The organism is Halorubrum rutilum (genome assembly GCF_042665015.1).
Classification (GTDB): domain Archaea; phylum Halobacteriota; class Halobacteria; order Halobacteriales; family Haloferacaceae; genus Halorubrum; species Halorubrum rutilum.
In genome coordinates this window covers 465756-489022 of sequence record NZ_JBHTBL010000005.1, presented here as the reverse complement: position 1 = coordinate 489022, position 23267 = coordinate 465756, and the positions used below count along the sequence as shown (strand labels likewise).

General features: G+C 71.8%; 23 protein-coding genes. 12 read left to right on the top strand and 11 right to left on the bottom strand.

All coding sequences use genetic code 11. The annotated features are described in order from the left end of the window. Positions 1-3 precede the first annotated feature (3 nt). On the bottom strand, positions 4-1107 hold the full coding sequence (locus ACFQMF_RS08735; protein ID WP_256408947.1) for a zinc ribbon domain-containing protein: 1104 nt from the start codon (positions 1105-1107) through the stop codon (positions 4-6). A 76-nt stretch (positions 1108-1183) separates the two neighbouring features. Further along, entirely contained in the window at positions 1184-2275 is a 1092-nt protein-coding gene (locus ACFQMF_RS08730) for a PAS domain-containing sensor histidine kinase (RefSeq protein ID WP_256408948.1), read from the bottom strand. Positions 2276-2486: 211 nt separating this feature from the next. Here ACFQMF_RS08730 and ACFQMF_RS08725 point away from each other — a divergent pair, with 211 nt between their 5' ends. Beyond that, a complete protein-coding gene (locus ACFQMF_RS08725) occupies positions 2487-3209 on the top strand; it encodes a metal-dependent hydrolase (protein ID WP_256408949.1) in 723 nt (240 codons plus the stop codon). 100 nt (positions 3210-3309) lie between these two features. Continuing rightward, positions 3310-3708, top strand: a complete 399-nt coding sequence (locus ACFQMF_RS08720; RefSeq protein ID WP_256408950.1) for an OsmC family protein — start codon at positions 3310-3312, stop codon at positions 3706-3708. Positions 3709-3853: 145 nt separating this feature from the next. Here the strand turns inward: ACFQMF_RS08720 and ACFQMF_RS08715 are convergent, their stop codons facing one another. Then, positions 3854-4039, bottom strand: a complete 186-nt coding sequence (locus tag ACFQMF_RS08715; protein WP_256408951.1) for a hypothetical protein — start codon at positions 4037-4039, stop codon at positions 3854-3856. Between the two features lie 98 nt (positions 4040-4137). On the opposite strand from ACFQMF_RS08715, the gene ACFQMF_RS08710 reads away from it, so the two are divergent. The 5 genes from ACFQMF_RS08710 (at position 4138) to ACFQMF_RS08690 (ending at position 6679) form a co-directional block, all read left to right on the top strand. After that, entirely contained in the window at positions 4138-4410 is a 273-nt protein-coding gene (locus ACFQMF_RS08710; protein WP_256408952.1) for a hypothetical protein, read from the top strand. Positions 4411-4493: 83 nt separating this feature from the next. Further along, positions 4494-5054, top strand: coding sequence for a thioredoxin family protein (locus tag ACFQMF_RS08705; RefSeq protein ID WP_256408953.1), 561 nt, complete (start codon positions 4494-4496; stop codon positions 5052-5054). 100 nt (positions 5055-5154) lie between these two features. Further along, entirely contained in the window at positions 5155-5847 is a 693-nt protein-coding gene (locus ACFQMF_RS08700; protein WP_256409265.1) for a hypothetical protein, read from the top strand. 2 nt (positions 5848-5849) lie between these two features. Further along, a complete protein-coding gene (locus ACFQMF_RS08695) occupies positions 5850-6263 on the top strand; it encodes an MPN domain-containing protein (RefSeq protein WP_256408954.1) in 414 nt (137 codons plus the stop codon). An 89-nt stretch (positions 6264-6352) separates the two neighbouring features. After that, positions 6353-6679, top strand: a complete 327-nt coding sequence (locus ACFQMF_RS08690) for a DUF5789 family protein (protein WP_256408955.1) — start codon at positions 6353-6355, stop codon at positions 6677-6679. A gap of 4 nt (positions 6680-6683) precedes the next feature. Here the strand turns inward: ACFQMF_RS08690 and ACFQMF_RS08685 are convergent, their stop codons facing one another. The 3 genes from ACFQMF_RS08685 to ACFQMF_RS08675 all read right to left on the bottom strand — a co-directional run bounded on the left by ACFQMF_RS08685 (position 6684) and on the right by ACFQMF_RS08675 (position 9925). Next, positions 6684-6986, bottom strand: a complete 303-nt coding sequence (locus ACFQMF_RS08685) for a PRC-barrel domain-containing protein (protein ID WP_092566112.1) — start codon at positions 6984-6986, stop codon at positions 6684-6686. A 115-nt stretch (positions 6987-7101) separates the two neighbouring features. Next, entirely contained in the window at positions 7102-9336 is a 2235-nt protein-coding gene (locus tag ACFQMF_RS08680) for an LUD domain-containing protein (protein WP_256408956.1), read from the bottom strand. After that, positions 9329-9925 (bottom strand): LUD domain-containing protein, encoded by a 597-nt coding sequence (locus ACFQMF_RS08675; RefSeq protein ID WP_256408957.1) that lies wholly within the window; start codon positions 9923-9925, stop codon positions 9329-9331. Before ACFQMF_RS08675 ends, ACFQMF_RS08680 begins: the two co-directional genes overlap by 8 nt. A gap of 141 nt (positions 9926-10066) precedes the next feature. Between ACFQMF_RS08675 and ACFQMF_RS08670 the strand changes: the two genes are divergently transcribed. Next, a complete protein-coding gene (locus ACFQMF_RS08670) occupies positions 10067-13138 on the top strand; it encodes an FAD-binding and (Fe-S)-binding domain-containing protein (protein WP_256408958.1) in 3072 nt (1023 codons plus the stop codon). A 59-nt stretch (positions 13139-13197) separates the two neighbouring features. On the opposite strand, the gene ACFQMF_RS08665 is transcribed toward ACFQMF_RS08670, so the two are convergent. From ACFQMF_RS08665 to ACFQMF_RS08655, 3 genes are read right to left on the bottom strand one after another with little or no spacing between them, the layout of a single operon-like run. Continuing rightward, a complete protein-coding gene (locus ACFQMF_RS08665; RefSeq protein ID WP_256408959.1) occupies positions 13198-13407 on the bottom strand; it encodes a hypothetical protein in 210 nt (69 codons plus the stop codon). A gap of 21 nt (positions 13408-13428) precedes the next feature. After that, positions 13429-14424 carry a DUF5787 family protein gene (locus tag ACFQMF_RS08660; protein WP_256408960.1) on the bottom strand — a complete coding sequence of 332 codons (996 nt, stop codon included), beginning with the start codon at positions 14422-14424 and terminating at the stop codon, positions 13429-13431. Positions 14425-14472: 48 nt separating this feature from the next. Then, positions 14473-14919, bottom strand: coding sequence for a bis(5'-nucleosyl)-tetraphosphatase (locus ACFQMF_RS08655; protein WP_256408961.1), 447 nt, complete (start codon positions 14917-14919; stop codon positions 14473-14475). A gap of 200 nt (positions 14920-15119) precedes the next feature. Between ACFQMF_RS08655 and ACFQMF_RS08650 the strand changes: the two genes are divergently transcribed. After that, entirely contained in the window at positions 15120-15452 is a 333-nt protein-coding gene (locus tag ACFQMF_RS08650; protein WP_256408962.1) for an uS10/mL48 family ribosomal protein, read from the top strand. Positions 15453-15572: 120 nt separating this feature from the next. On the opposite strand, the gene nasA (ACFQMF_RS08645) is transcribed toward ACFQMF_RS08650, so the two are convergent. Continuing rightward, entirely contained in the window at positions 15573-17690 is a 2118-nt protein-coding gene (nasA, locus tag ACFQMF_RS08645) for an assimilatory nitrate reductase NasA (protein WP_256408963.1), read from the bottom strand. Between the two features lie 317 nt (positions 17691-18007). After that, the gene (nasA, locus tag ACFQMF_RS08640) at positions 18008-20158 is read right to left on the bottom strand and encodes an assimilatory nitrate reductase NasA (RefSeq protein WP_256408964.1); all 2151 of its coding nucleotides are present in this window, start codon (positions 20156-20158) and stop codon (positions 18008-18010) included. 771 nt (positions 20159-20929) lie between these two features. Here nasA (ACFQMF_RS08640) and ACFQMF_RS08635 point away from each other — a divergent pair. The 3 genes from ACFQMF_RS08635 (at position 20930) to ACFQMF_RS08625 (ending at position 23206) form a co-directional block, all read left to right on the top strand. Continuing rightward, entirely contained in the window at positions 20930-22690 is a 1761-nt protein-coding gene (locus ACFQMF_RS08635) for a nitrite/sulfite reductase (RefSeq protein ID WP_256408965.1), read from the top strand. Beyond that, entirely contained in the window at positions 22683-22847 is a 165-nt protein-coding gene (locus ACFQMF_RS08630) for a hypothetical protein (RefSeq protein ID WP_256408966.1), read from the top strand. Before ACFQMF_RS08635 ends, ACFQMF_RS08630 begins: the two co-directional genes overlap by 8 nt. A gap of 80 nt (positions 22848-22927) precedes the next feature. Beyond that, positions 22928-23206, top strand: coding sequence for a DUF6360 family protein (locus ACFQMF_RS08625; RefSeq protein ID WP_256408967.1), 279 nt, complete (start codon positions 22928-22930; stop codon positions 23204-23206). The last annotated feature ends 61 nt before the right edge of the window (positions 23207-23267 follow it).

Below are 23267 nucleotides of genomic sequence, written 5' to 3'. Positions count from 1 at the left end.
GCGTCAGGCGTCGCCGGCGCGGTCGGTCGCGGTCTCCGACCCGTCGGTCTCGGAGTCGTCCGTCGGGCCGCCGACCTCGACGCGATCAGTCGGTTCGACCCGGTCCGTCGGCTCGGCGCGATCCGTCGACTCGACGCCCTCCGCGCGGCCGTCCGCCGCTCCCTCGGAGCCGCCGAACAGCTCCGCGCGGGCGCAGTCGGCGCAGTAGCGGTTCCGCTCCATCGCGTGCGTCCGGACCGGCACGCCGGCGAGGACCGTCTCGTCGCGGCGCCGGCGGACGACCCCGCGCTCGAACGGCTCGCCGCAGACGACGCAGGGCGACTCGGTGCGCTCCGTCGCGGGCGTGACCCGGTGGTCGACGGTCCGCTTCCGACCGAACCGCGACAGGCCGTGTCGGCGCTGGAGCCGGCGCTCCGCGGGCGGCGTCAGCGCGAGCCCGACGACCGCGAACGCGGCGCCGAACGCCGCGCCGGGGACCGACCCCTGTCCCGCGGAGACGGCGGCGACGCCGACGCCGATCAGGAGCAGGATCCCGCCTAACAGGTAGCCTGAGAGGTCGACGAGCGGGTCGTCGTCGCCGCCGGGCGCCGCGAGTTCCCCCTCGGGGAGCGGGCCGTCGCCGACGCTGAGCCGGCGCGTCTCGGCCAGCTCGGAGTAGTGGTACCAGCCGTACAGGAGGTTCCCCACGCCGCCGGTGGTCAACAGGAGGAGAACGTGGACCGGGATCGAGCCGACGTCCCTGTCGACGAGGACGACGCGATCGCCGCGGTCCTCGGTGAGCTCCCAGCCGTCGTCGAGGTGGTCCCGCACCCGCCGCCGGAACGCGCGGCGCGCCTCGGAGTCCGGGGTCTCGCCGTCCCGCCCGCCCTCGCGGCCGGTCGCCTCGGACCGGTCCCTCTCGGGGCGCGCCGTCCCGCAGTCGGGGCAGAACTCGTCTTCGGGGAGAAGGGCGGAACCGCACTCGGGGCAGTAGGCGGCGTCGGCGTCGGCTCCGGCGCGCAGGTCGGCGCCGCAGCCGGGACAGAAGTTCGCGTCGGGCGGCGGGGTCCGTCCGCACTCGCGACACGGGTCGGTCGGGGAGGGGCTCTCGGTCCGCTCGGAGGGCATCGCCTCGCGGTTGGGTCGGGGCGTTGTTAACTCCTCTCCCGAGCCGCGCCGGCGCCGCGGACCTCGGCTCTTCGCTTCACCGGCGGCGGAGGCGGATCGAGACGTCGTTTCCGCCGAGGTCGTCGCTCGCGTCGAAGGCGAGCTCGCCGCCGAACGCCTCGACGGTCAGCTCCGTGAGCCAGAGCCCCAGCCCGCTCCCGTGGTGCGTCGGCGTGATCGCCTCGCCGTCGCGGATCACGTCGCGCTCGTTCGGCGGGATCCGGGGTCCGTCGTCCTCAACGTGGAGGACCGCCCACTCGGCCGCGGTCGCGTCCGCCCCGTCGTCGGGCTCGTTCAGCCGGATCCGGACCCGGGGCGACGCGCTCGGGTTGTGCTCGATGGCGTTGTCGACGAGGCTGTCGATCGCGTACCGGAGCCGGTCGTCGGCCCGCACCGTCTCCCCCTCCGCGACGGCGACCTCGATCGCGGCGCCGGGCGAGCGTGTCCGGTAGTCGTCGGCGACCGCGCGGGCCAGCGAGGCGATATCGACGTCGGCGTCCTCGTCTGTCGGCCGCCGCAGGATCCGGTGGATGTGTCCGGCCTCCTCCGCGAGCCGTTCGAGCTCGTGGGCCGCGCGCTCGACGGTCGCCGCCGACTCGGTCGTCTCGGCGTCCGGCCCGTCCAGCTCCGCGAGCAGCCGCGTCGTGTGGCCGGCGACGACGTTCGCGTTGTTCCGGAGGTTGTGGCGGAGGATCCGGTTGAGCACCTTCAGCCGTCGCTCGTTGCGCGATATCTCCGTCAGGTCGGTGTACACCGCGAAGCCGCCGGACCCGGCGCCGTCCTCGTAGGGGATCCCGCGGTAGAGGAACTCGCGGAGCCCGGCGGCGGTCTCGCGGGTCACCTCCCGGTAGTTGACCTCGCCGGACGACGTGTTCGCGTCCAAGGCGCGCGCCTCCTCCAGCTTCCACTCCGGGACGACCCACTCGTTGAGCGGCTCCCCGCGGATCTCGTCGGCGTCGTACCCGAACACGTCGACGAACGAGCGGTTCACCGACGAGACGATCGGCTCCCCGTCGACGAGGTCGAACTCGACCACCGCGTCCTGGACGTGTTCGATCAGGTGGCGGTAGCGGTCGCCCCGCCCCTCGTCTCCATCGCCGTCGCCGTCGTCGGGTCCCTCACGCGACATATCGGGGTTCCATTCTCACGAGGGCCTGTACGCGCATCCCCGGGGTAAGCGTGTGTCCGCGGGAAGATATTGCGACCGGCGGCGCGGAAACGGATCGTTCGTTCGAAAACGTCCCGACGCCCGGCGTTCGACTCCGTCGATCGCGGAGCGAGCCGCGCGGATCCGCGGCGTCGACTTTTATTACGGCTCGCCGAGAAGAAACGGTCGTACCATGGAACTCACCTGGCACGGCCACGCGACGTGGCACGTCGTCGTCGACGACACGGAACTGCTGATCGATCCGTTCTTCGATAACCCGAAGACCGACGTCGACCCGGAGGAGCTCGACCCTGACTACCTCCTCCTGACGCACGGCCACGCCGACCACGTCGGCGACGCCGCGGCGTACCCCGACGCGACCGTGGTCGCCACGCCCGAGCTGACCGCGTACGTCCAGGAGGAGTTCGGCCTCGACGACTCCGTCGCGGCCGGCGGCATGAACATCGGCGGCACCGTCGAGTGCGGCGACGCGTGGGTGACGATGGTCCGCGCCGACCACTCGAACGGGATCGAGAACGACCCCGACTACTCGGCCGGGATGCCCGCCGGCTTCGTGATCGGCGACAAGAAGCCCACCCAGGAGTCGGACCCCGACTGCACGACGTTCTACCACGCGGGCGACACCGGGCTGATGTCCGAGATGGTCGACGTGATCGCGCCGTACCTCGAACCGGACGCCGCCGCGCTCCCCGCCGGCGACCACTTCACGATGGGGCCCGCGGGCGCCGGCATCGCCGCCGACTGGGTCGGCGCCGACGTCGTGTTCCCGATGCATTACGACTCGTTCGGACCGATCGAGATCGACACGCGGGAGTTCGTCAGCGAGGTGAAGGCCGCGGGCGCCGCGGCCGAGCCCGTCGTCCTAGCGGGCGACGAGACGTACTCGCTGGAGTAGTCGGTCAGTCGGCCGGTCGGTCGATCCGGTTTTTTCGCGCCCCCGGCGCGGTTCCGGCGATGGCAACCTTTAGGCCCCGGCGAGCCGTCCGTCGACCCGTATGTCCGACATCGAGACGTCCACGGTCTCCGAGGAAGGGTACGCCTGCACGAGTCAGGTCGGCGAGTTCGACCTGCAGATCGACGCGACCGACGAGACGGGGCCGAACCCGAACGCCGCGCTCGTCGCGACGTACGCCTCCTGTTACCTCCCCGCCTTCCGCGTCGGCGGGAGCCAGCGCGGCGAGGAGGACCTCGGGAAGGTCCAGATCGACGCGAGCGCCGACCTCGACGAGGACGACGACCTCGCGTCGATCGCCTTCGACGTCCACGTCGAGGCCGACCTCGACGACGAGACCGCGTCCGAGATCGCCGAGCGCGCCGAGGGGATCTGTCACGTCCACAGCGCGCTCCGCGAGGGGCTCCACGCCGAGATCAGCGTCTACCCCGGCGCGTTCTGAGGTCGTTCCCGGCGCGTTCCGCGGGCGACCCCGGCGCGCCGACCGACTTTCTCCTTTCATCTCCGACGCCGCCCCGCCGAGCGACGCCGACGATCGTCCGTCTCGTCCGCCTCGTTCGACGCGTCGGCAGTCTCGCCCCGGCCCCTCACGCCCCCGCGTACTCGGCGACCGCGCTCGACGCGACGTAGCCGATGGCCGCGACGAGGAGCCCGGCGACGAGCGCGGTCGCGAGTCCGCGACCCACCGCGTACGCGAGGAGGAACCCGACCATGCCGGCGCCGTTCGCGCACAGCAGTCGGAGCGTCCGGTAGGAGGGCTCGCGGGACGACATATCCCCGCTAGGCGGGGCCGACGCAAAAACCCCCGAGTCGGCGGGGCCGACCCTCGACCGTCCGGGGGTTTAGGAGCGATACCGAGCCCAGCGCCGCCGTGCCACGGAGCGAGAGACGGCGGGAGCGAACGCGGGGCGCGCACCGGCGGGACGACGCGGACGACGCTCGCCGACGCCGGGTCGTCCGCGTCGCCCTCGTCGCGGTCGGGATCGGGCTCCCGACGGTCCTCGGGCTGCTCGCCGCCGTCACCGGGCTCTCGGTCCTCACGGCCGCGCTCGTCGCCGCCGTCCTCGCGCTCGCGTTCGCGGCGTGCTGGCTGGGCGCGGTCGGCGCGGCCCACGTCGTCGCCCGGGCGCTGGCGCGTCGGTAGCCCGGCCCGTCGGCGACCGCGTCGAGGGGTCGCGCGCCGGCGGCCGCGGAACCGTTTTACTCACGCCGACGGTAGCGCGACGCATGGTGATGAAAGAGTCAGACTCGACGCTCGATCGGGGGGACGCGGCCCCCGACTTCGAACTGCCCGGCGTCGACGGCGAGACGCACGCGCTCGACTCGTTCGACGCGGACGCGCTGCTCGTCGTCTTCACCTGTAACCACTGCCCGTACGCGCAGGCCAAGTTCGACCTCCTCAACGAGCTGGCGGCCGACTACGACGACCTGGCCGTCGTCGGGATCAACCCCAACGACGCCGACGAGTACCCGGCGGACTCCTTCGAGGCGATGCGCGAGCGCGTCGCCGACGGGACGGTCGCCTACGACGCGTACCTCCGCGACGGGACGGGTGCGGTCGCCGAGGCGTACGGCGCGGTCTGCACGCCCGACCCGTTCCTGTTCGGACGCGAGGGCGACGCGTGGCGGCTCCGGTACCACGGCCGGCTCGACGACGCCCTGAACCCCGACGACGAGCCGACCGAGCTCTACGTCCGGGAGGCCGTGGAGTCGGTGCTCGCGGGCGAGGACGTCGGGATCCCCGACCGGCCCTCCCGCGGCTGCTCGATCAAGTGGCCGGAGGCGTAGGGGGCGTCGGGGCCCGCGACGGCGCCGTCCCCGGACGCGCGAGCGCCGTGCCGCCGGAGACGGGTTGAAAGGGATCCGGGCCGAAGGCGTTCGCATGGGAATGAAAGGCGACGGCGAGGCGGACCTCCACGAGATCGATCGGTTCGACGGGGGGGTCGGCTGGATCGCCTACCCCGACGAGGCGATGGAGCGCGCGAGCCACGCGGTCGCGGTGCCGAACGAGGAGCGCGAGACGGACGACGTCTGGGTGTTCGACCCGGTCGACGCCCCCGGGCTCGACGACCTGCTCGCCGAGCTCGGGACGGTCGCCGGCGTTGTCGTCGGCCTCGACCGGCACAAGCGCGACAGCGCCGCGGTCGCGGCCCGCCACGACGTCTCGGTGTGGGTCCCCGAGTGGATGACGGGCGTCGCGGACGACCTCGACGCGCCGGTGGAGCGGTTCGGCGACCGGCTGGCCGACACCGGCTTCGAGGCGTTCCGGATCCGCGACTCCTCGGTGCCGCCGTGGCAGGAGGCCGGGTTCTTCGACGGCGAGACCCTGATCGTCCCCGAGTCGCTCGGCTCCGCCTCGTACTTCCGCGGTGACCGCGAGCGGATCGGGGTCCACCCGATGCTGCGTCTCACCCCGCCGACGACGGCGCTGTCGGGCCACGACCCCGACCGCGTGCTGGTCGGGCACGGCGTCGGCGTGCTCGACGGCGCGGCGGTCGCGGTCGAGGACGCGCTCTCGAACTCCCGGTCGAAGGCGCCGGGGCTCTACGCGAAGACGCTGCGGTCCGCCATCGGGATCTGACCGTGATCCACGTCACCCGCGACCTGCTGACGGTCCTGCTCGAACGCGCCGCCGAGACCGACCCCGGCGAGACGAACCTCCGCCTCTCGGCCACTCGCGCCGGCGACTTCGAGACGGACACCGGGCTCGACCCGGAGACACCCGTGTTGACGCATTTCACGCCGGACGTCGGCGGGTCGGTGAACGCGGTGTTCGGCGTCGACCTCGGCACGCCCGCGGGCCACGGCGGGGCGCGGTTCCTCTCCCACCCGGACGGCTTCCTCGGCGTGTCGAAGACCGACGACCTCGCCGCGGTCGTGCTGGTCGCCGTCCCCCCGTACGACGACCAGAGCGTCGCGGCCTTCGACCGCTCCGGCGACGGGCGGGAGCTCGCGGTGGTCGACGCGGCCCCGCCCGAGGAGTCGATCCCGGAGTGAGCGTCTCGGGGGACGCCTCCGACGCGGTCCGCCCGCGCCCCGCCGCGCGGGCATGGGTTTAAAAAGGACCGAGCGAGTACGTCGGTGCGATGGCAGCACGCCCACCCGGCGGCGGCGGTTCCTCGGAGCCCGACGCGATCGAGTTCGGCATCGCCGTGCTGGACGAGCGGATCGAGGAGGCCGGCGTCTCCTTCCCGGCGACCGGCGAGGAGATCGTGAACGCGCTCGACGACGGGGCGATCCCCTACGACGCCAAGGGCCGGACGGTCCGCCTCTCCGAGGCGTTAGAGGAGGTGCCACAGACCCGGTTCGAGAACGAGACGGAGTTCCTCGACGCGATGTACCCCGTGTTCGACCGCAAGCGTCGGGAGGGCGGCGGGCTCCTGAACAGCCTGCGCGACGCGCTCCCGTTCTAGCCGGCTACGCGGACTGGCCGACCTCCGCCTCCTCCTCGTCGCTCCCGGTGTCGAGCCGCTCGATGACGTCGTTGATCAGCACGACGTCGCCGACGGCGCGGACCCAGCGGTACGGGACGATGACGCCGGTGTTCCCGTCGACGCGCCCGGCGAACAGCTCGTGGTTGAGCTCCGCGAGCGCGAGCCCGGTCACCGACCGCGCGTCGAGATCGAGGCGGACGTCCTCGATCTCGCCGACGAAGACGCCGTTGTTCGAGTACACCTCACGACCGACGAGCGACGTGATCTCCTGTGGAGCCGCGTTCATGGGGATACGGTCACGAGCGCGCCTATTAAGCGTTCGTTGTCGAACGACGCCCGTCAGACGGGGACGGTCGCAGTCGGAGCGCGCCTCGCTCGACCGCTCGCGTCGCGCCGCCCCGTCACTCCCGCGGCGCCACCAGCTCCACGGGGTGCATCGGCGCGTCGCCGAGGAGCGCATCGATCTGCTCGGTACAGGAGGTGCCGGCGGCGACGACGGTGCGGTCGGTGTCGCCGAACTGCTCCCGGATGGGCTCCCCGACGTCCATGCTCAGCTCGTAGTAGTCCTCCTTGTAGCCGAACGAGCCGGCCATCCCGCAGCACTCGGTGTCGGAGACGCGCACGTCGTAGCCGAGCGCCTCCATCACCGCGGTCGCGTGCTCGCCGACCCCGATCGTCCGCGCCTGACAGTGCGGGTGGTAGGCGACCCGCTTCCCGGACGCCACCGGACCGGTGCCCTCCGACGGCGCGCGCAGCTCGCTCGGGTCGCCGCCGTTCTCCAGCAGGCCGAAGACGTACTCCATCACGTCGTAGCTGGCCTCGGCGAGCCGCTCGTGGGACCCCTCGGGGAGGAACTTCTCGTACTCGCTCCGGAACATCGCGAGGTCGCTCGGCTCGATCACGACCACGTCGCGGCCGGCGTCGACGTGGGTCGCGAGCCCGGCGTAGACGTCCTCGGCCGCCGACTCCGCGGTCGCGATCATCCCCTGCGAGAGCGGCGGGCGGCCGCTCCCCGGCAGGTCCGGGACCCGGACGTGGACGCCGAGCGCCTCCAGCGCGCGCACGGCGGCCTTCCCGCGGTCGACGTCGACGTAGTTCGTCGCCGTGTCGGGGTAGAGCACGGCCTCGCGGTCGGCCTCGTCGGCCGGCACCCGAGCGCCGCCGCGTGCGTCGAACCAGTCGACGAGCGGCTCGCTCGCGAACTCGGGGAGGTCGCGCCGGCGGTCGATCCCGGCGACGCGCTCCGCGACCGCGCGGACCGGGCCGGCGTCGGCGAGGCGGTTCGCTATCGGCGCGGTCCGGCTCCCCCACTTCGCGAGCGTCTCGTAGTTGCCGACGAGCCGGGTGCTCAGGTCGAGGCCGGCCGGCTCCTCGTCCGGGACCAGCTCCTCGAACATCCAGTCCGTCTGGCCGGGGTCGGCCTCGCCGCGGTTGATCCGGTCGCGGACGACGGTGTTGATCCACGGGATGTCGATCCCGACCGGACACGCCGGGACGCACCGCGAGCAGCCGGTACAGAGGTCGTTGAACTCGGCCGCGGTGTCGAGCCCCTCGATGCCCGCCTCCCAGCCGGTGGCGATGCCGCCGGAGTACGTCTCGCCGCCGAACGCGTGGCCGCCGACGCTCTGGAAGTTGCCGCAGGCGTTCGAGCAGGCGGAACACCGGATGCAGTACAGCGTCTCCTTCAGTTGCTCGTCCTCGCGCATCTCCAGCCGCCCGTTGTCGATGAGGACGAGGTGGAAGTCGCGGTCGTCGCCCGAGCCGTCGGCGAGGGGTTCGTCGTCGCGCTCGAAGTCCGGCACCGGCGAGTCGACGGGCGGGGTCAGCGTGGAGATGTACGAGGTCACGTCCTGGCCCGTCCCGGACCGCCCGATCAGCTCGACGAACGGGGCGAACTCCTCGACGGTCGGGACGATCTTCTCGACGCCCGCGACCGCGACGTGGGTGTCGGTCGCGGTCACCGTCTTCCGGGCGTTGCCCTCGCTGGTGACGAGGAGCATGGTCCCGGAGTCGGCGGCGATGAAGTTCGCGCCGGTCATCCCCACGTCGGCGCCCTCGACCAGCTCGCCGAGCCGCTCGCGGGCGAACATCGTGAGCTCCTCGGCGGTCTCCGGCGGGTCGTCGAGGTCGAACCGCTCCGCGAACAGCTCCGAGATCCCCTCGCGGGACTTGTGGATCGCCGGCGCGACGATGTGCGAGGGGGCCTCGTCGGCCAGTTGCAGGACCCACTCGCCGAGGTCCGTCTCGATCACCTCGACGCCCTCGGACTCCAGCGCCTCGTTCACCTCGATCTCCTCCGAGGTCATCGACTTCGACTTCACGAGCCGGTCGGCGTCGCGCTCCTCGGCGGTCAGCTCGGTGATGTACCGGTTGGCGTCCGCGGCGTCGTCGGCGACGTAGACGGTGCCGCCGTTCGACTCGACCGTCTCTCTCACCTCGTCGATCAGCTCCGGGAGCCGGGCGATCGCGTCCTCCTTGATCTCGCGGGCGTCGGCCTTCAGCGCCTCGTAGTCGTCGAGCCGGCCGGTCGACTCGATCCGCCCCTGATTGAAGCCGCGCGTGTTCTCGGCGACCGCGTCGCCCTCGGTCGCCATCAGCTCGCGGATCCGGTCCCCCTTCGCCGCGTCGCTACTCATCGGCGGTCACCTCGGGGGTCGCGGGGTCGTCCCCGCCGCCGTCGCCGTCCCCGCCGTCCTCGCGCAGCAGCACCACGTGCACCTCCTTCGGGCCGTGCGCGCCGTGGACGAGCCCGCCCATGTCCGCGGTCGCGCTCGGGCCGGTCGCGAACACCACGTCGACCGACTCGTCGCGCGCCCGCGGACCGAGCCACTCGAACGCGTCGGGCATGTCGGGGACGAGGTCGGCCTCGCGGAGGACGACGACGTGGCGGTCGACGAAGAGGCTCACCGGCTCCGTGCCGGCGGTGTCGGCCTCGATCGCGACGCTCCCGTACGCCGCGACGCCGAGCTCCGCGTCCGTGACGCCGGTGTGGGCCGCGCGGAGCTCGGCCGTGGTCGGGTCGGTCGCGACGCGGTCCGGGAGCGCGACCGGCGGGTCGTCCGGGCCGTCGCTCTCCTCCACCTCGCCGGCGAGCGCGACCCCGACCGCCGGGTCGCCGGCGGCCTCGTCGATCAGGTCCGCGCACTCGCTCGCGGGCCCCTCCGTGACGGTCACGCCGAGGGAGTCCAGGCGGCGCTTGAACGTCGAGCGGTCGGCGACTGACATGTCTCACCATTCTTCGGGATATATATGGGTGTTGCGCCGGCGCCCCGTTCCGCCGAACCCCACCGCCGCCGACCGCTCCGGATCCCCCGTTCCCTCGGCGGGGTCAGGGGATTTTTGGTAGTTCGACCGTGATAGAGTCGCATGGCAACTCACACGCCGGACCCGGACCCGCGGGACGGGGGGGACTTCGACTACACCGGGGGAGACGTCGAGCGCCCGGAGCTCGTGGCCGCGCTCGACGACCGGGTCGACGGGGAGGTCCGGTTCGACGACTACTCCAAGCGGCTCTACGCGACCGACGCCTCGGCGTACGAGGTCACGCCCATCGGCGTCGTGATGCCCGAGTCGACCGCGGACGTGGCCGCGGTCCAGGAGTACTGCTTCGCCGAGGGGATCCCCGTGCTCCCGCGGGGCGGCGGCACGTCGCTCGCCGGCCAGACGGTGAACGAGGCGGTCGTCCTCGACCTGACAGACTCGATGGATTCGGTCCTCTCGACCGACCCGGACGCGGAGACCGCCCGGGTCGAGGCCGGGGCGTACGTCGGCGACCTCAACGCGGCGGTCGAGCCCCACGGGCTGAAGTTCGCCCCCGACCCGGCGTGGCGCGACAAGTCCGCGGTCGGCGGCGCGATCGGCAACAACTCCACCGGCTCGCACTCGCTGAAGTACGGCAAGACCGACCACTACGTCGAGGAGGCGGAGGTCGTCCTCGCGGACGGGACGGTGACGACGTTCGGCGAGGTCGCCGTCGACGATCTCCGGGAGTCGGCCGATCCCGACGCCGACGCCCTCCTCCCGCGGATCCACGCCGAGGTCGTCCGAATCCTGGACGAGGAGGCCGACGCGATCGACGAGCGCTACCCGGAGCTGAAGCGGAACGTCTCCGGCTACAACCTCGACCGGCTGCTCGCCGAGCACCGCGGCGAGTACGGCGAGGAGGGCGTGGTGAACCTCGCCCGGCTCATGGCCGGCAGCGAGGGGACGCTCGCGACGGTCACGGAGGCGACCGTCTCGCTCGTCGAGATCCCCGACACGAAGGCGGTCGCGCTGCTGACCTACGACGACCTGCTCGACGCGATGGAGGACGTGGCGCCGATCCTCGACCACGACCCCGCCGCCGTCGAGGTGATGGACGACGTCCTCCTCGGGCTCGCCGCCGACACGCCCGAGTTCGAGGACGTCGTCGGCATGTTGCCCGACGGCACGAACTCCGTCCTCCTCGTCGAGTTCTACGCCGACAGCGACGCCGAGGGGAAGCAGAAGGTCGCGGATCTGGTCGCGGACCGGGTGGGCGCGACCGACGACCGGCCCCGCCCCGAGACGGAGGCGGAACCGAGCGAGGGCGCCGCCGACGTGACGAGCCAGCCGCGGCGCGCGGTCCACGCGATGGAGGCGCACGACCCCGAGAAGCGCGACCGGTTCTGGAAGATGCGGAAGGCCGGGCTCCCGATCCTCCTGTCGCGGACCACCGACGAGAAGCACATCTCCTTCATCGAGGACTGCGCCATCCCCCCGGAGCACCTCCCGGAGTACACCCGCGAGTTCCAGGAGATCCTGGAAGACAACGACACGTTCGCGACGTTCTACGCGCACGCCGGCCCCGGCGTGCTCCACATCCGGCCGCTGATCAACACGAAGGACGTCGACGACGTCGAGGCGATGGTCGACATCGCCGACCGCGTCACCGACGCCGTCGTCCGGCTCGGGGGGTCCGTCTCCGGCGAGCACGGCGACGGCCGCGCCCGGACCCAGTGGAACCGGAAGCTGTACGGCGACGCCCTTTACGACTCCTTCCGCGAGCTGAAGACCGCCTTCGACCCCGACTGGCTCCTCAACCCCGGGAACGTCTGCGGCGACCACGACATGAGCGAGCACCTCCGGTTTGACGCCGACTACGAGTACGACGCCGGCTTCGACCCCGCGATGGAGTGGGCCGTCGACAACGGGATGCAGGGGATGGTCGAGCTCTGTCACGGCTGCGGGGGCTGTCGGGGTCCCCAGGAGACGACCGGCGGCGTGATGTGCCCGACCTACCGCGCCTCGGAGGAGGAGATCCAGGCGACCCGCGGTCGGGCGAACATGCTCCGCGGGGCCATCTCCGGCGAGCTCCCCGACGACCCCACCGACGACGAGTTCGTCACCGAGGTGATGGACCTGTGCGTCGGCTGTAAGGGGTGTAAGGTGGACTGCCCGAGCGGCGTCGACATGGCGAAGCTGAAGGCCGAGGTCGAGCACGCGCACCACGAGGAGCACGGGGTCGACTTGCGCACGCGTCTGCTCGGGAACTTCGAGAAGCTGGCGCCGCTCGGCTCGAAGCTCGCGCCCCTCTCGAATCTCCCCGGCAAGCTCCCGGGCGCCGGCCTCGTCATGGAGAAGGCCCTCGGGATCGCGAGGGAGCGCGACCTGCCCACGTTCCGCTCGGAGAGCCTGACCGACTGGTTCGAGGCCCGCGGCGGCGCCGGCGTCCCCCGAGACGAGGCCGACCGCGAGGTCCTGCTGTTCCCCGACGTCTACACCACCTACACGAACCCCGGCGCGGGGAAGGCCGCCGTCCGGGTGTTGGAGGCCGCGAACTGCCACGTCGAGATCCCCGACGTCGACGGGAGCGGCCGCCCGCCGCACTCGAAGGGGATGCTCGACGAGTCGCGCGCGGCGGCGCGAGACGCCGTGGAGACGCTCGCGCCCCGGGTCCGCGAGGACCGTGACGTAGTCATCGTGGAGCCGACCGACGCCGTGATGCTCCAGAGCGACTACCACGACCTGCTCGACGGCGACGCCAGCGACGTGCCCGACGCCGACGTGGCGGCCGTCTCCGAGAACACCTACGGGGTCATGGAGTACGTCGACGCCCACCGGCTCGACGAGGCGCTCGCCCTCGACGCCCCCACGGAGTCGCTCACCTACCACGGCCACTGCCACCAGAAGGCGACGAAGAAGGACCACCACGCGGTCGGCGTGCTCCGCCGGGCCGGTTACGGCGTCGACCCGCTCGACTCCTCCTGTTGCGGGATGGCCGGCTCGTTCGGCTACGAGGCCGAGCACTACTCGATGAGCAAGGCCATCGGGCGGACCCTCTTCGACCAGGTCGCCGAGAGCGACGGCGACGAGGTGGTCGCGCCCGGCGCCTCCTGTCGGACGCAGCTGAAGGAGCGCGACGCCGCCGCGCCGGAGCCGCCGCACCCGGTCGAGAAGCTGGCCGCCGCGCTGGCGTAGTCGACGGCCGCGGTCAGACGGACCGCCGGCCGCCGTTCATCCCGCGGCTCGGCCGACCCTCACTCCGAGGTCGCCCGGGTGTTCGCGACGACGACGTCGATCAGGTACGAGAACGCCGGGAACAGCGCGGCGACCGCGGCGAGGTGTCCGGGATCGATCCCCGCGGGGCCGTCGACGACGAGCCCGGTGTACTGGAGGCCGGCCAGCGTGAGGACCACGATCGCCGTTCGCGCGGCGTACTCGGACAGCGACCGGTTCGGGAGCCGCATACGACCGGGTGAGGCCGCCGCTCACTCGACCCTTTCGACCCGGTCGCGTTCGCGCTCGCGGCGGCGTTCGAGCAGCGCCGCCACCCCCTTCCCCGGACCCCCTTCGATCGGCCACCCCTTCGTGCGCCACTTCGGCGGTTCGGGAGAGAACTCCGCGCAGGCGCCCGAGCACTCCCGCCCGGTGGGGACCTTCTCCTTCGCCGCGCAGTAGGGAACGAGCGCCCGTCCCTCGCGCCGGAGCTCGAAGTGCCGGCAGTCGGGCCGCATCGCCTCGCGGAAGGAGCGCCACCCCTTCCCGTAGGCGCGCTCGGCGATCTCCAGGCGGAGCGTCTCGGTCTCGGGGTCGCGCTCCCCGTCGCCGGCTGGCGCGAGGTCGCTCGGGTGCCACGCGACCTCGGCCGCGTCGGCGCGAACCCCCTCGGAGAAGTCGGTCGCGAGGATGCCGGCCTCGACCGGCAGCTCGCGGAGCAGCGCGGGCTCGACGCGCTCGCCCGTCGTCTCGGTCGCGAGCCACGCCTCGTCGGCGAGGCCGGTCCCGACGTCGTGCGCCAGCTGCCCGGCGAGCCGGTCGGCCGCGGAGCGATCCAGGTCCGGCTTGTTCTCGACCGCGACGATCCGCTCGACCCAGTCCGGGTACGGTCGCAGCCGGCGGAGCTCGATGCGGTTGCCGTCGCGGCGCTCCTCGATCAGGTCCCGGCCCGCGGCGCGGTGGACCGCCCGCCGAACGTAGCGCCACGGGTAGCCGGGATGCGGGAGCGCGTCGCGGTACCACGCCCACTCGGCCGGCGCGTTGCGGACGACGTGGAGGAGGTCGGAGTCGACGGTCCGCTCGCCGAAGGCGCGCCGGGCGGCGAACGCCGCGGGATCGACCTCGATCACGACCGTGTCCCACCGGCGCTCCTCGGTCCCCAGCTGGCGGGAGACGACGGCGGGACGCGGGCCGTCGCTCGGGTGCCACGCCAGCTCGGCGTACCGGCAGACGAGGAGTTCGTAGCCGAACTCGGCGTCCGGAGTCACGGCTGCGATAGCGCGGGACCGGTTAAAAACGAACCGCCGGGCGGCGCCTCAGACGTAGTCGCCGCTCTCCTGGTCCTTCCGCTCGTCGAGGTAGTCGTGGGCCTCTTCGAGGATGTCGCGGGGCCCGTCCTGCGTGATCGTGTTGAGCGCTTGGTCGTAGTCGCGCCACTGCAGGTCGCGGTGCTCGTTCGAGATCTCGGCGCTCGCCTCGAACGAGCGCGCGATGAACAGGTGAACCGTCTTGTGGATGGTCTTTCCGTTCGCCTCGAACACGTAGTCGTACTCCCTGCGGAAGCCGTCGATCAGCCGGAAATCCTCGATCCCGGCCTCCTCCGACACCTCCCTGATCGCCGTCTGCTGGAGCTCCTCGTCCCCTTCGACCCCGCCCTTGGGGAACTCCCAGTCCCCCGGCCGGCTCTTCAGGAGCAAGTACTCCCGTTCGCCGCGGGTGTCGCGGAAGAGGATGGCTCCGGCGCTGGTCGCTTCGACCGTCATTAGCGTCAGGTAAGCAACCACCCCTAAAGAGGGTGTCGGACTCTCGGACGCACCGGGCGTTTCAGCACCCGAGAACCGATCTGCACCGCGCCCTCGGCCCTCGATCGCGCGCTTATATGTCGGCGACGGTCCGCGTGTGCGGTCGGCTCGGTAGACGCGTTTTTATCCCTCGGACGACCATGCACGGACGACCCCCAGCCATGACCTTCGTCACCAAACTCTCCTTCGCCTCCGGCGACCGCGAGGTGCTCGCCGAGACGGTCCAGGAGCTCAAGTCGACGCTCGAACGCAAGGGCGCGGAGTGCAAGGGCCCGCACGCCACGCCCGCCGAGACCGTCCGCGTCCCGCTGTACAAGCGGCTCCGCGCCGGCGACGAGTTCTCGCCGTGGAGCTACTCGGTATATAAGCGCTCGATGGAGATCCACGGCGCCGACGACGTCGCCCGCGAGGTCGTCGGCCGCGACTTCCCGGACTCGATCCACGTCGAGGTTGAGGTCGACCAGAAGAAGCCGCTCGGTCACCGCCGCGACTGATTCCCCGAAAAACGGCTCTCGCGGCTCGGTCGCCGTCGCCGGGATCGGGCTCGGGTCCCTCCCGTACGCGGGTCGGTGAACCGCTCGGGGAACGGTCGGAAGCCGGCGACGGGGACCCGCTCAGGGGAGCGAGTCGGCCCCGCTCGCCCGTCGCTCGTCGACGGGGTCGGCGACGCCGCGGTCGGGCGCGCTCAGCCCGACGGCGCACTGCTTGAGGTTCGGCTCGGCGGACTCGGGGTCGGCGGCCGACAGCGTGAGCTCGTTGGCCGCCGGGTTGTGGACCGGGAGCCAGACGAGCCCGGGCGGCACGTCGGCGTCGGGAGTCGCCTCGACCGCGACGGCCGAGCGGCGGGACTCGACCACCGTCCTCCCGCGGTCGAACGCGGTCAGGTTGTCGGCGATCGTCTCGGGATGCAGCCGGGCGGTCGTCTCGCCCCCGTCACCGTCGGCGTCCATCCGCGTCCTGACGCCCGTGTTGTAGGCGTCGGGCCGCCGGCCCGTCGTGAGCGTGAGGGGGTACTCGGCGTCGATCGGCTCCGGGACGCCCTCGTGGGACGCGTTCGAGAACCGCGCCCGGCCGGAGTCGGTGCGGAACGACCACGGGTCGGCGTCGTCCTCGTTGTAGTACCTGTATCCCCCCTCGCCGTCGGCGTCCGGAGCGGGCCACCGGACCGCAAGCTCCTCCGCCAGCCGCTCGTAGGAGATCCCGGAGAAGTCGGCCGTCGTGCCGCGCGTCAGGGCCGCCACCTCGTCGAACAGCGCCTCGGGGTCGAGCCGGGTCGACTCGAACAGCTCCGGGACGACCCGGTCGGCCACCGCGCCGATGATGTCCACGTCCCGCCGGACGCCCTCCGGCGGCTCCCGGGCCGCCGTGACCCGAGAGACCCGCCGCTCCATGTTCATTACCGTCCCCTCCGACTCGCCCCACGTCGCCGCCGGCAGCACCACGTCCGCCAGCTCCGCGGTGTCCGAGCGGAACGCGTCCTGCACGATCAGGAAGCCGTCTTCGAGCGCGGCCCGCACGTGGCCCGAGTCGGGCACCCCCGCGACGGGGTTCGTCGCCACCGTCCAGCAGACGTCGACGTTGCCCCGCGCCAGCTCGTCGACGATCCGGACGAACCCCGGGCCGGACGAGTCGGGGAGCCGGGTCATGGGGACGCCCCACTCCCTCGCGATCGCCTTGCGGTCGGCGACGTCGTCGAACGCCCGGTACCCCGGCCACGACGACTTCGAGGCGCAGACGCGGTTCCCCATCGAGTTTGCCTGCCCGGTCAGCGAGAACGGCCCGCTGCCCGGTCCCAGGTTGCCGGTCGCCAGACAGAGGTCGATCAGCGAGCGGGCGGTCCCGGTCCCCTGGACGCTCTGGTTGACGCCCATCCCCCAGTAGACGAGGGTCCGCGAGTCGAACGCCGCCGCCAGTTCGGACACGCGGTCGGCGGGCACGCCGGCGGTCTCGGCCGCGACGTCGACGTCGGGCAGCGAGCCGACCATCGCCTCGAACCCCTCGGTGTGACGCTCGACGAACTCGCGGTCGACGAGCCCCTCGTCGACGGCCGCCGCGAGGGCCGCCCGCGCCAGCGCCAGGTCGGTCCCCGGCTCCGGCCGCACGTGGAGGTCGGCGTCCGCCGCCGTCTCGCTCTCGACGGGGTCGACGACGATCAGCTCGCCGCCGTCGCCCGCGCTGTCGGCGATCCATCGGTACAACACGGGGTGGGCGATCTTCGGGTTCGCGCCCCAGATCACGTGGGTCTCGGCCTCGGGGACGTCCTCGTAGGTCGGCGGCGGGGCATCGCTCCCGAACGCCTGCACGTACGCCCGGACCGCCGAGGCCATGCAGAGGGTGGTGTTGGCGTCGTAGTAGCGGGTGCCGAAGCCGCCGCGGGCGAGCTTGCCGAGCGCGTACGCCGCCTCGTTCGTCTGCTGGCCGCTCCCCAACACCGCGACGTTGTCGTTCCCCTCTCTGAGCGCCTCGATGATCCGCACGGCGACCGTGCCGAGGGCGGTGTCCCAGTCGGCCGGTCGGAGCTCTCCGCCGCGCCGGATCAGCGGCTCGGTCACGCGCTCGCCGCCCGGGTCGACCGTCTCGCGCACGCCCCGACTGCACGTCGACCCGCCGTTCGTCGGGTGGGCCTCGTCGCCGCGGACGTCGACGACGCCCCGGCCCTCGTCCGCGTCGCGCTGTCGGTACCCGCAGCCGACCGCACACCGCATACACGTGGTCGATTCGCGGTCAGTCATCGGGCGGTATCGCGGTCAGTCGTTGTGTGGTGTCGCGGTCGGTCATCGAGCGGTGTCTCGGTCAGTCATTGAGCGGTGTCTCGGTCGGTCATCGAGTGATGCTGCGATCAGTCTTTGGCCGATATAATTCGCGATCATTTCGATCGAACTCATAATTGTATCCGATCGTTCCGCATTACCGGGTCAGTCTGGCTCTCCGTTTCGTCGCTCCCGGTATAACTCTTTTTTCGCATGAACGACCGTGTAGTATACCGCCGCCGAGGGAGGTCGCTCGCGGGGGTCGCCCGGGCGACGGCCGGTGTCAGCCGAGGTCCGTATCAGTCGTCGGTCGGGGCCGGGTCGCCGTCGCTTGCGGCCGGACCGCCGTCCGCCGCGGAGCTCCCGTCGGCGGCCGGGTGCCCCTCGTGGACGAGGGGGTTCGACGGCGACGGCGCCCGCACGTCGACCGCGCACTGCTTGAAGTTCGGCTCGTCGGACTCGGGGTCGACGACCGGGAGCGTGAGGGCGTTCACGGCCGGGTGATGGATCGGGAGCCACACCGTCCCCTTCGGGACGCCGTCGTCCGGGTTGACCGCGACCGTCGTCGACCCGCGGCGCGACGCGACGACGGTCTTCCCGCGGTCGAACGCCTCGATGCGCTCCAGCGTCGTCTCCGGGTGGATCCGCGCCGTCGGCGGCGCGTCGCCCCCGTCGCCGCGGCTCCGGACGCCGGTGTTGTACGCGTCGGCGCGTCTCCCGGTCGTCAGCGTCAGCGGGTACTCGTCGTCGGTCGGTTCGGCCAGTCCGCCGTGGGTCCCCGTCGAGAACCGAGCGCGGCCCGACGGCGTCGGGAACGCCCAGCCGTCCCCGTCGACGTAGCGGTAGCCGCCCTCCGCGTCGGGCGACGGCGCGGGCCACCGGACCGCGAGCTCAGCGTCGAGCCGGTCGTACGAGATCCCGGAGAGGTCGGCCGGCGTCCCCGCCGTCAGCCCGCGTAGCTCGTCGAACACGGACTCCGGCGAGACCGCGGACTGCGGGAACAGTTCCGGAGCGATCGCCGCGCCGATCGCGACGACGATGTCGAGGTCCCCCTTGATCTTCGGCGAGGTCTCGGTCGCGGCGCGGACCCGCGAGACCCGCCGCTCCATGTTCGTGACGGTGCCCTCGGACTCGCCCCACGTCGCCGCCGGCAGCACCACGTCCGCCAGCTCGACGGTCTCGGTCCGGAACGCGTCCTGCGCGACGAGGAAGACGTCGTCGAGCGCCTCGCGGACGCGGTCGCCGTCGGGCATCCCCGCGACGGGGTTCGTCGCCACCGTCCAGCACGCCTCGGGCGGGCCGTCCGCCACGGCGTCGACGATGCCGACCGGCCCCGGTCCCGGGTCGTCCGGGAGCCGGCTCCGGGGAATGCCCCACGCGTCGGCGACGGTCCGGCGCTCCGCCGGGTCGGTGAACGCGCGCTGGCCGGGCCAGGTCCCCTTCGACGAGCAGACGCGAGTCCCCATCGAGTTCGCCTGCCCGGTCAGCGAGAACGGCCCGCTGCCGGGCCGGAGGTTCCCCGTCGCGAGACAGAGGTCGATCAGCGCCCGCGAGGTCGCGGTCCCCTGGACGCTCTGGTTGACGCCCATCCCCCAGTAGACGAGCGTCGGCTCCGTCAGGGCGTCGGCGACGCGCTCGACCGTCTCGACCGGCACGCCGGCGGTCTCGGCCGCCTCCTCGACCGCGGGCAGGGACTCGACCGTCGCCTCGAAGCCCGTCGTCGCCTCGGCGACGAACTCGCGGTCGACGAGCCCCTCGTCGACCACCCGCGCCAGCACCGCCCGGGCGAACGCGAGGTCGGTGCCGGGCTCGACCTGTACGTGGAAGTCCGCGTCGTCGACGGTCTCGCTCTCGACGGGGTCGACGACGATCAGTTCGCCGTCGTCGCCCGCGCTGTCGGCGATCCACCGGTACATCACCGGATGCGCCACGGCGGGATTCGCGCCCCAGATCACGTGGGTCTCGGCCTCGGGAATGTCCTCGTACGTCGGGGGCGGCGCGTCGCTCCCGAACGCCCGGTAGTAGGCGGTGACGGCCGACGCCATACAGAGGGTGGTGTTGGCGTCGTAGTAGCGGGTGCCGAAGCCGCCGCGGGCGAGCTTGCCGAGCGCGTACGCCGCCTCGTTCGTCTGCTGGCCGCTCCCCAACACCGCGACGCCGTCCGGGCTCTCGGCGAGCGCGTCCTCGAAGCGCGAGACGACGGTCCCGATCGCCGTCTCCCAGCTGGTCGGAACGAGCGTCCCGTCCTCCCTGACGAGGGGGCGCGTCAGCCACTCCCCGTCGGGGTCCGCGGTCTCGTCGATCCCGCGCTGGCAGGCGAGCCCGCGATTGACCGGGTGGGTCGCGTCGCCGCGGACGGTGTCGAGCCCGTAGTGGTTCGCGTATCCCTGTTGCGAGTGGCCGCAGCCGACCGCACACCGCATACACGTCGTGGGCGTCCACTCGCTCATGGGAGTCTCCGCCCCTCGGAGGCGGCGCGTCGCCGGGGCGCGGCGACCGCCTCGCCGGCCGCGTCTGTCCGCGATCGGTCCGAAATGGGTGGCCCGCACACGTTGTCTCGCATCAGTCTGGCTCTGGGTGGTACATAATCCATTCGCGGTATAATTGTTACGATACGACGAATACTGCTTAGATAGACCGTGTTTGTCCAGTTATTAGCCGAATAATAAAATAAACACGCACACGCCTACGCCCACGGATCCGCCGCACGCACACACCCACGTGTCCGCTGCACCCCCACACCCACGTGTCCGCTCGTCCGCTACCCGTGCGTGACGGCCGAGATCGGTCGCGCGAGCGGTCTGCCACACTTCCGCTCACACCACCTCGTCCCACTCGCACACCGCTCGATCTACCGGCGGGGATATTCGACGGATCCGGCTCGCCGATGGAAGTCGACGGTTCGACCCACCGGATCAAACGTCAATTCGGCCGCAGTCCGCCGATCTGTGGCCATCACTCCCGCCGAACGACGGGCTCCGGTTCCGGTTGTAACATTCTGTGAACTCTCGGTACCGCAACTAAAAGTTCTCTACTGTAAATATGTAATATAAGTCCCTCAACGGACCGACTTCCCGATCGCCCCGCTCCTGAACGTATTTTGTGATTTTATTAAAAGCGAAGTATTTTATGCTATCCTGTAAACTACAAACCGAGATGGCCAACCATTCGACCAACGAAAGCTCAGAAAGATTCCGTTCTTGCGGCGAGGGTGATCGGTAATGGGGAACGAAAAGGAAACCTGGAAGTCGGAACTGTACGGCGACGAGGTCCGGGAGAAGCTGCTGGAGTTCGCCGAGGAGGGGTTCGAGTCGATCCCGGAAGACGAGCGGGAGGCGTGGTTCACGCGCTTCAAGTTCTGGGGCGTGTTCCACCAGCGCTCGGGCCAGGAGAGCTACTTCATGATGCGGCTGACCAACGCCAACGGGATCTTGGAGCCCGACCAGCTCCGCGCCATCGGCGAGGTCGCCCGCGACTACGCGGACGGTCCGGTCTCGAACCCGGAGTTCGGCGACGGCTGGATCGACCTGACGACCCGGCAGTCGGTCCAGCTCCACTGGATCAAGCTGGAGGACGTCCCGGAGATCTGGGAGAAGCTGGAGTCCGTCGGCGCCACCACCCGGTCGTCAGGCGGCGACACGATGCGGAACATCTCCGGCAGCCCCGTCGCCGGCAAGGACGCGAACGAGGTGATCGACACGCTCCCGCTCCTGGAGCGGTTCCAAGAGGAGATCCGCGGCGATAACGACCTCCGGAACATGCCCCGGAAGTTCAACATCAGCATCTCCGGGACCCCCGAGGGCGGCGCGCAGGACGCGATCAACGACATCGGGCTGGAGCCCGCCCGCAAGGAGATACGCGGCGAGGAGACGCTCGGTTTCAACGTCCGCGTCGGCGGCGGGCTCGGCGGCCGAGAGCCGCGCGTCGCCCGCCCCCTCGACGTCTTCGTGACGCCGGACGAGGCGTACGAGGTCGTCCGCGGCTTCGTCGAGCTGTACCACGACCACGGCGACCGCCAAGTGCGCGCGAAGAACCGCTCGCGCTTCTTCGTCGACGAGCACGGGACCGACTGGATCCGCGACCTCCTTGCCGAGGAGTACGTCGACGGCGACCTCCGGACCGCCGGCGAGAACATCCGCGACGAGTACACGTACAACGCCGGGGAGGTCCCCGAGGAGGGGAAGAAGGACTACACCGGCGTCCACGACCAGGGCGACGGGCGGCGGTACGTCGGCCTCAGCGTCGCCGTCGGACGGCTCCCGGCCGAGGAGGCGATCGAGCTCGCGGACCTCGCCGACGAGTACGGCTCCGGGGAGATACGGCTCACGCGCCGGCAGAACCCGATCATCGTCGACGTCGACCCCGAGCGCGTCGACGAGCTGCTCGCGGAGCCGCTGCTCGCGACGCACCGCCCCGAGCCGAACCCGTTCGTCCGCGGGGCGATGGCGTGTACCGGCACCGAGTTCTGCTCGCTGGCGCTCGTCGAGACGAAGGCGCGGACCGCGCGGCTGCTCCGCTGGCTGCGCGACAACGTCGACCTGCCGGACGACGTCGAGCAGTTCAAGCTCCACTTCTCCGGCTGCACGGCCGACTGCGGCCACGCCAACACCGCCGACATCGGGCTGCTCGGGATGCGGGCGCGCAAGGACGGCGAGATGGTCGAGGCGGTCGACATCGGCGTCGGCGGCGGGATGGGCGAGGAGCCCTCCTTCGTCGAGTACGTCCGACAGCGAGTGCCCGCGGACGAGGCGCCGGGCGCGATCCGGAACCTCGTCGAGGGGTTCGCCGCGCGCCGCGAGCCGGGACAGACGTTCCGCGAGTGGGTCGACGCGACCGACACCGAGACGGTCGCCGACCTGTGCGAGCCCGAGGAGACGGACTACGTCGACGCCTCGCTCACCGACGCGAAGCAGTCGTGGTACCCGTTCGCCGACGAGGGGACGGCGCCCGCGGAGCCGGAGGTGGCCTCGTCCGATGACTGACGGTCCGACCTCGATCGCGGACGACGACGGGTCGGAACGGCTCGGCGGTCCGGAGCCGCCGGCCGACGGCGCCGGTCCCGACGGCCTCGACGGCGCCTCCGACCGCGCCGGACAGCACGCCTCCGCCGACGTCGCGCCCGAGCTGTTCGGGTGGTAGCCGCGTCCGACGAGGTCGCGTTCCCTCGCGGCGGTCCCGCCGCCGGAAGGCCCATGCCCGTGCCCGCCGACCGGTGGGGCATGAACGAGCGGATCACGTCCGTCACCGCGTACACCACGCTCGACTTCGTCGAGGGCGCCGCCGTCGGTCCGGACTGGACCGAGGCCGGCGCGGGCGTCCTGAACGTCTCCTCGCCCGACGACGACCCCGAGCGCGTCGAACTCCAGCTCGAACTCGACGACGTCGACCGCGACCGGCTCCCGCTCCACGCCGAGCGCGTGGACCTCACGCCGGAACAGGCCCGCGCCGTCGCGAGCGACCTGGTCCGGGAGGCCGACCGGATCGAGGGCGAGGACTGACGAGGCCCCGGAGCGCGCGGTCAGGGGCGCGCGGAGCGGCCCCGGCCGACGGCTCCGCCAC

What these genes read in the sequence shown, in the direction of transcription:
- ACFQMF_RS08635 (WP_256408965.1), top strand. Translation starts at nt 20,930, where the DNA reads ATGGGGAACGAAAAGGAAACCTGGAAGTCGGAACTGTACGGCGACGAG.
- ACFQMF_RS08705 (WP_256408953.1), top strand. Translation starts at nt 4,494, where the DNA reads ATGGTGATGAAAGAGTCAGACTCGACGCTCGATCGGGGGGACGCGGCC.
- ACFQMF_RS08650 (WP_256408962.1), top strand. Translation starts at nt 15,120, where the DNA reads ATGACCTTCGTCACCAAACTCTCCTTCGCCTCCGGCGACCGCGAGGTG.
- nasA (WP_256408963.1), bottom strand. Translation starts at nt 17,690, where the DNA reads ATGACTGACCGCGAATCGACCACGTGTATGCGGTGTGCGGTCGGCTGC.
- ACFQMF_RS08700 (WP_256409265.1), top strand. Translation starts at nt 5,155, where the DNA reads ATGAAAGGCGACGGCGAGGCGGACCTCCACGAGATCGATCGGTTCGAC.
- ACFQMF_RS08735 (WP_256408947.1), bottom strand. Translation starts at nt 1,107, where the DNA reads ATGCCCTCCGAGCGGACCGAGAGCCCCTCCCCGACCGACCCGTGTCGC.
- ACFQMF_RS08715 (WP_256408951.1), bottom strand. Translation starts at nt 4,039, where the DNA reads ATGTCGTCCCGCGAGCCCTCCTACCGGACGCTCCGACTGCTGTGCGCG.
- nasA (WP_256408964.1), bottom strand. Translation starts at nt 20,158, where the DNA reads ATGAGCGAGTGGACGCCCACGACGTGTATGCGGTGTGCGGTCGGCTGC.
- ACFQMF_RS08665 (WP_256408959.1), bottom strand. Translation starts at nt 13,407, where the DNA reads ATGCGGCTCCCGAACCGGTCGCTGTCCGAGTACGCCGCGCGAACGGCG.
- ACFQMF_RS08720 (WP_256408950.1), top strand. Translation starts at nt 3,310, where the DNA reads ATGTCCGACATCGAGACGTCCACGGTCTCCGAGGAAGGGTACGCCTGC.
- ACFQMF_RS08725 (WP_256408949.1), top strand. Translation starts at nt 2,487, where the DNA reads ATGGAACTCACCTGGCACGGCCACGCGACGTGGCACGTCGTCGTCGAC.
- ACFQMF_RS08670 (WP_256408958.1), top strand. Translation starts at nt 10,067, where the DNA reads ATGGCAACTCACACGCCGGACCCGGACCCGCGGGACGGGGGGGACTTC.
- ACFQMF_RS08655 (WP_256408961.1), bottom strand. Translation starts at nt 14,919, where the DNA reads ATGACGGTCGAAGCGACCAGCGCCGGAGCCATCCTCTTCCGCGACACC.
- ACFQMF_RS08685 (WP_092566112.1), bottom strand. Translation starts at nt 6,986, where the DNA reads ATGAACGCGGCTCCACAGGAGATCACGTCGCTCGTCGGTCGTGAGGTG.
- ACFQMF_RS08625 (WP_256408967.1), top strand. Translation starts at nt 22,928, where the DNA reads ATGAACGAGCGGATCACGTCCGTCACCGCGTACACCACGCTCGACTTC.
- ACFQMF_RS08730 (WP_256408948.1), bottom strand. Translation starts at nt 2,275, where the DNA reads ATGTCGCGTGAGGGACCCGACGACGGCGACGGCGATGGAGACGAGGGG.
- ACFQMF_RS08675 (WP_256408957.1), bottom strand. Translation starts at nt 9,925, where the DNA reads ATGTCAGTCGCCGACCGCTCGACGTTCAAGCGCCGCCTGGACTCCCTC.
- ACFQMF_RS08630 (WP_256408966.1), top strand. Translation starts at nt 22,683, where the DNA reads ATGACTGACGGTCCGACCTCGATCGCGGACGACGACGGGTCGGAACGG.
- ACFQMF_RS08690 (WP_256408955.1), top strand. Translation starts at nt 6,353, where the DNA reads ATGGCAGCACGCCCACCCGGCGGCGGCGGTTCCTCGGAGCCCGACGCG.
- ACFQMF_RS08680 (WP_256408956.1), bottom strand. Translation starts at nt 9,336, where the DNA reads ATGAGTAGCGACGCGGCGAAGGGGGACCGGATCCGCGAGCTGATGGCG.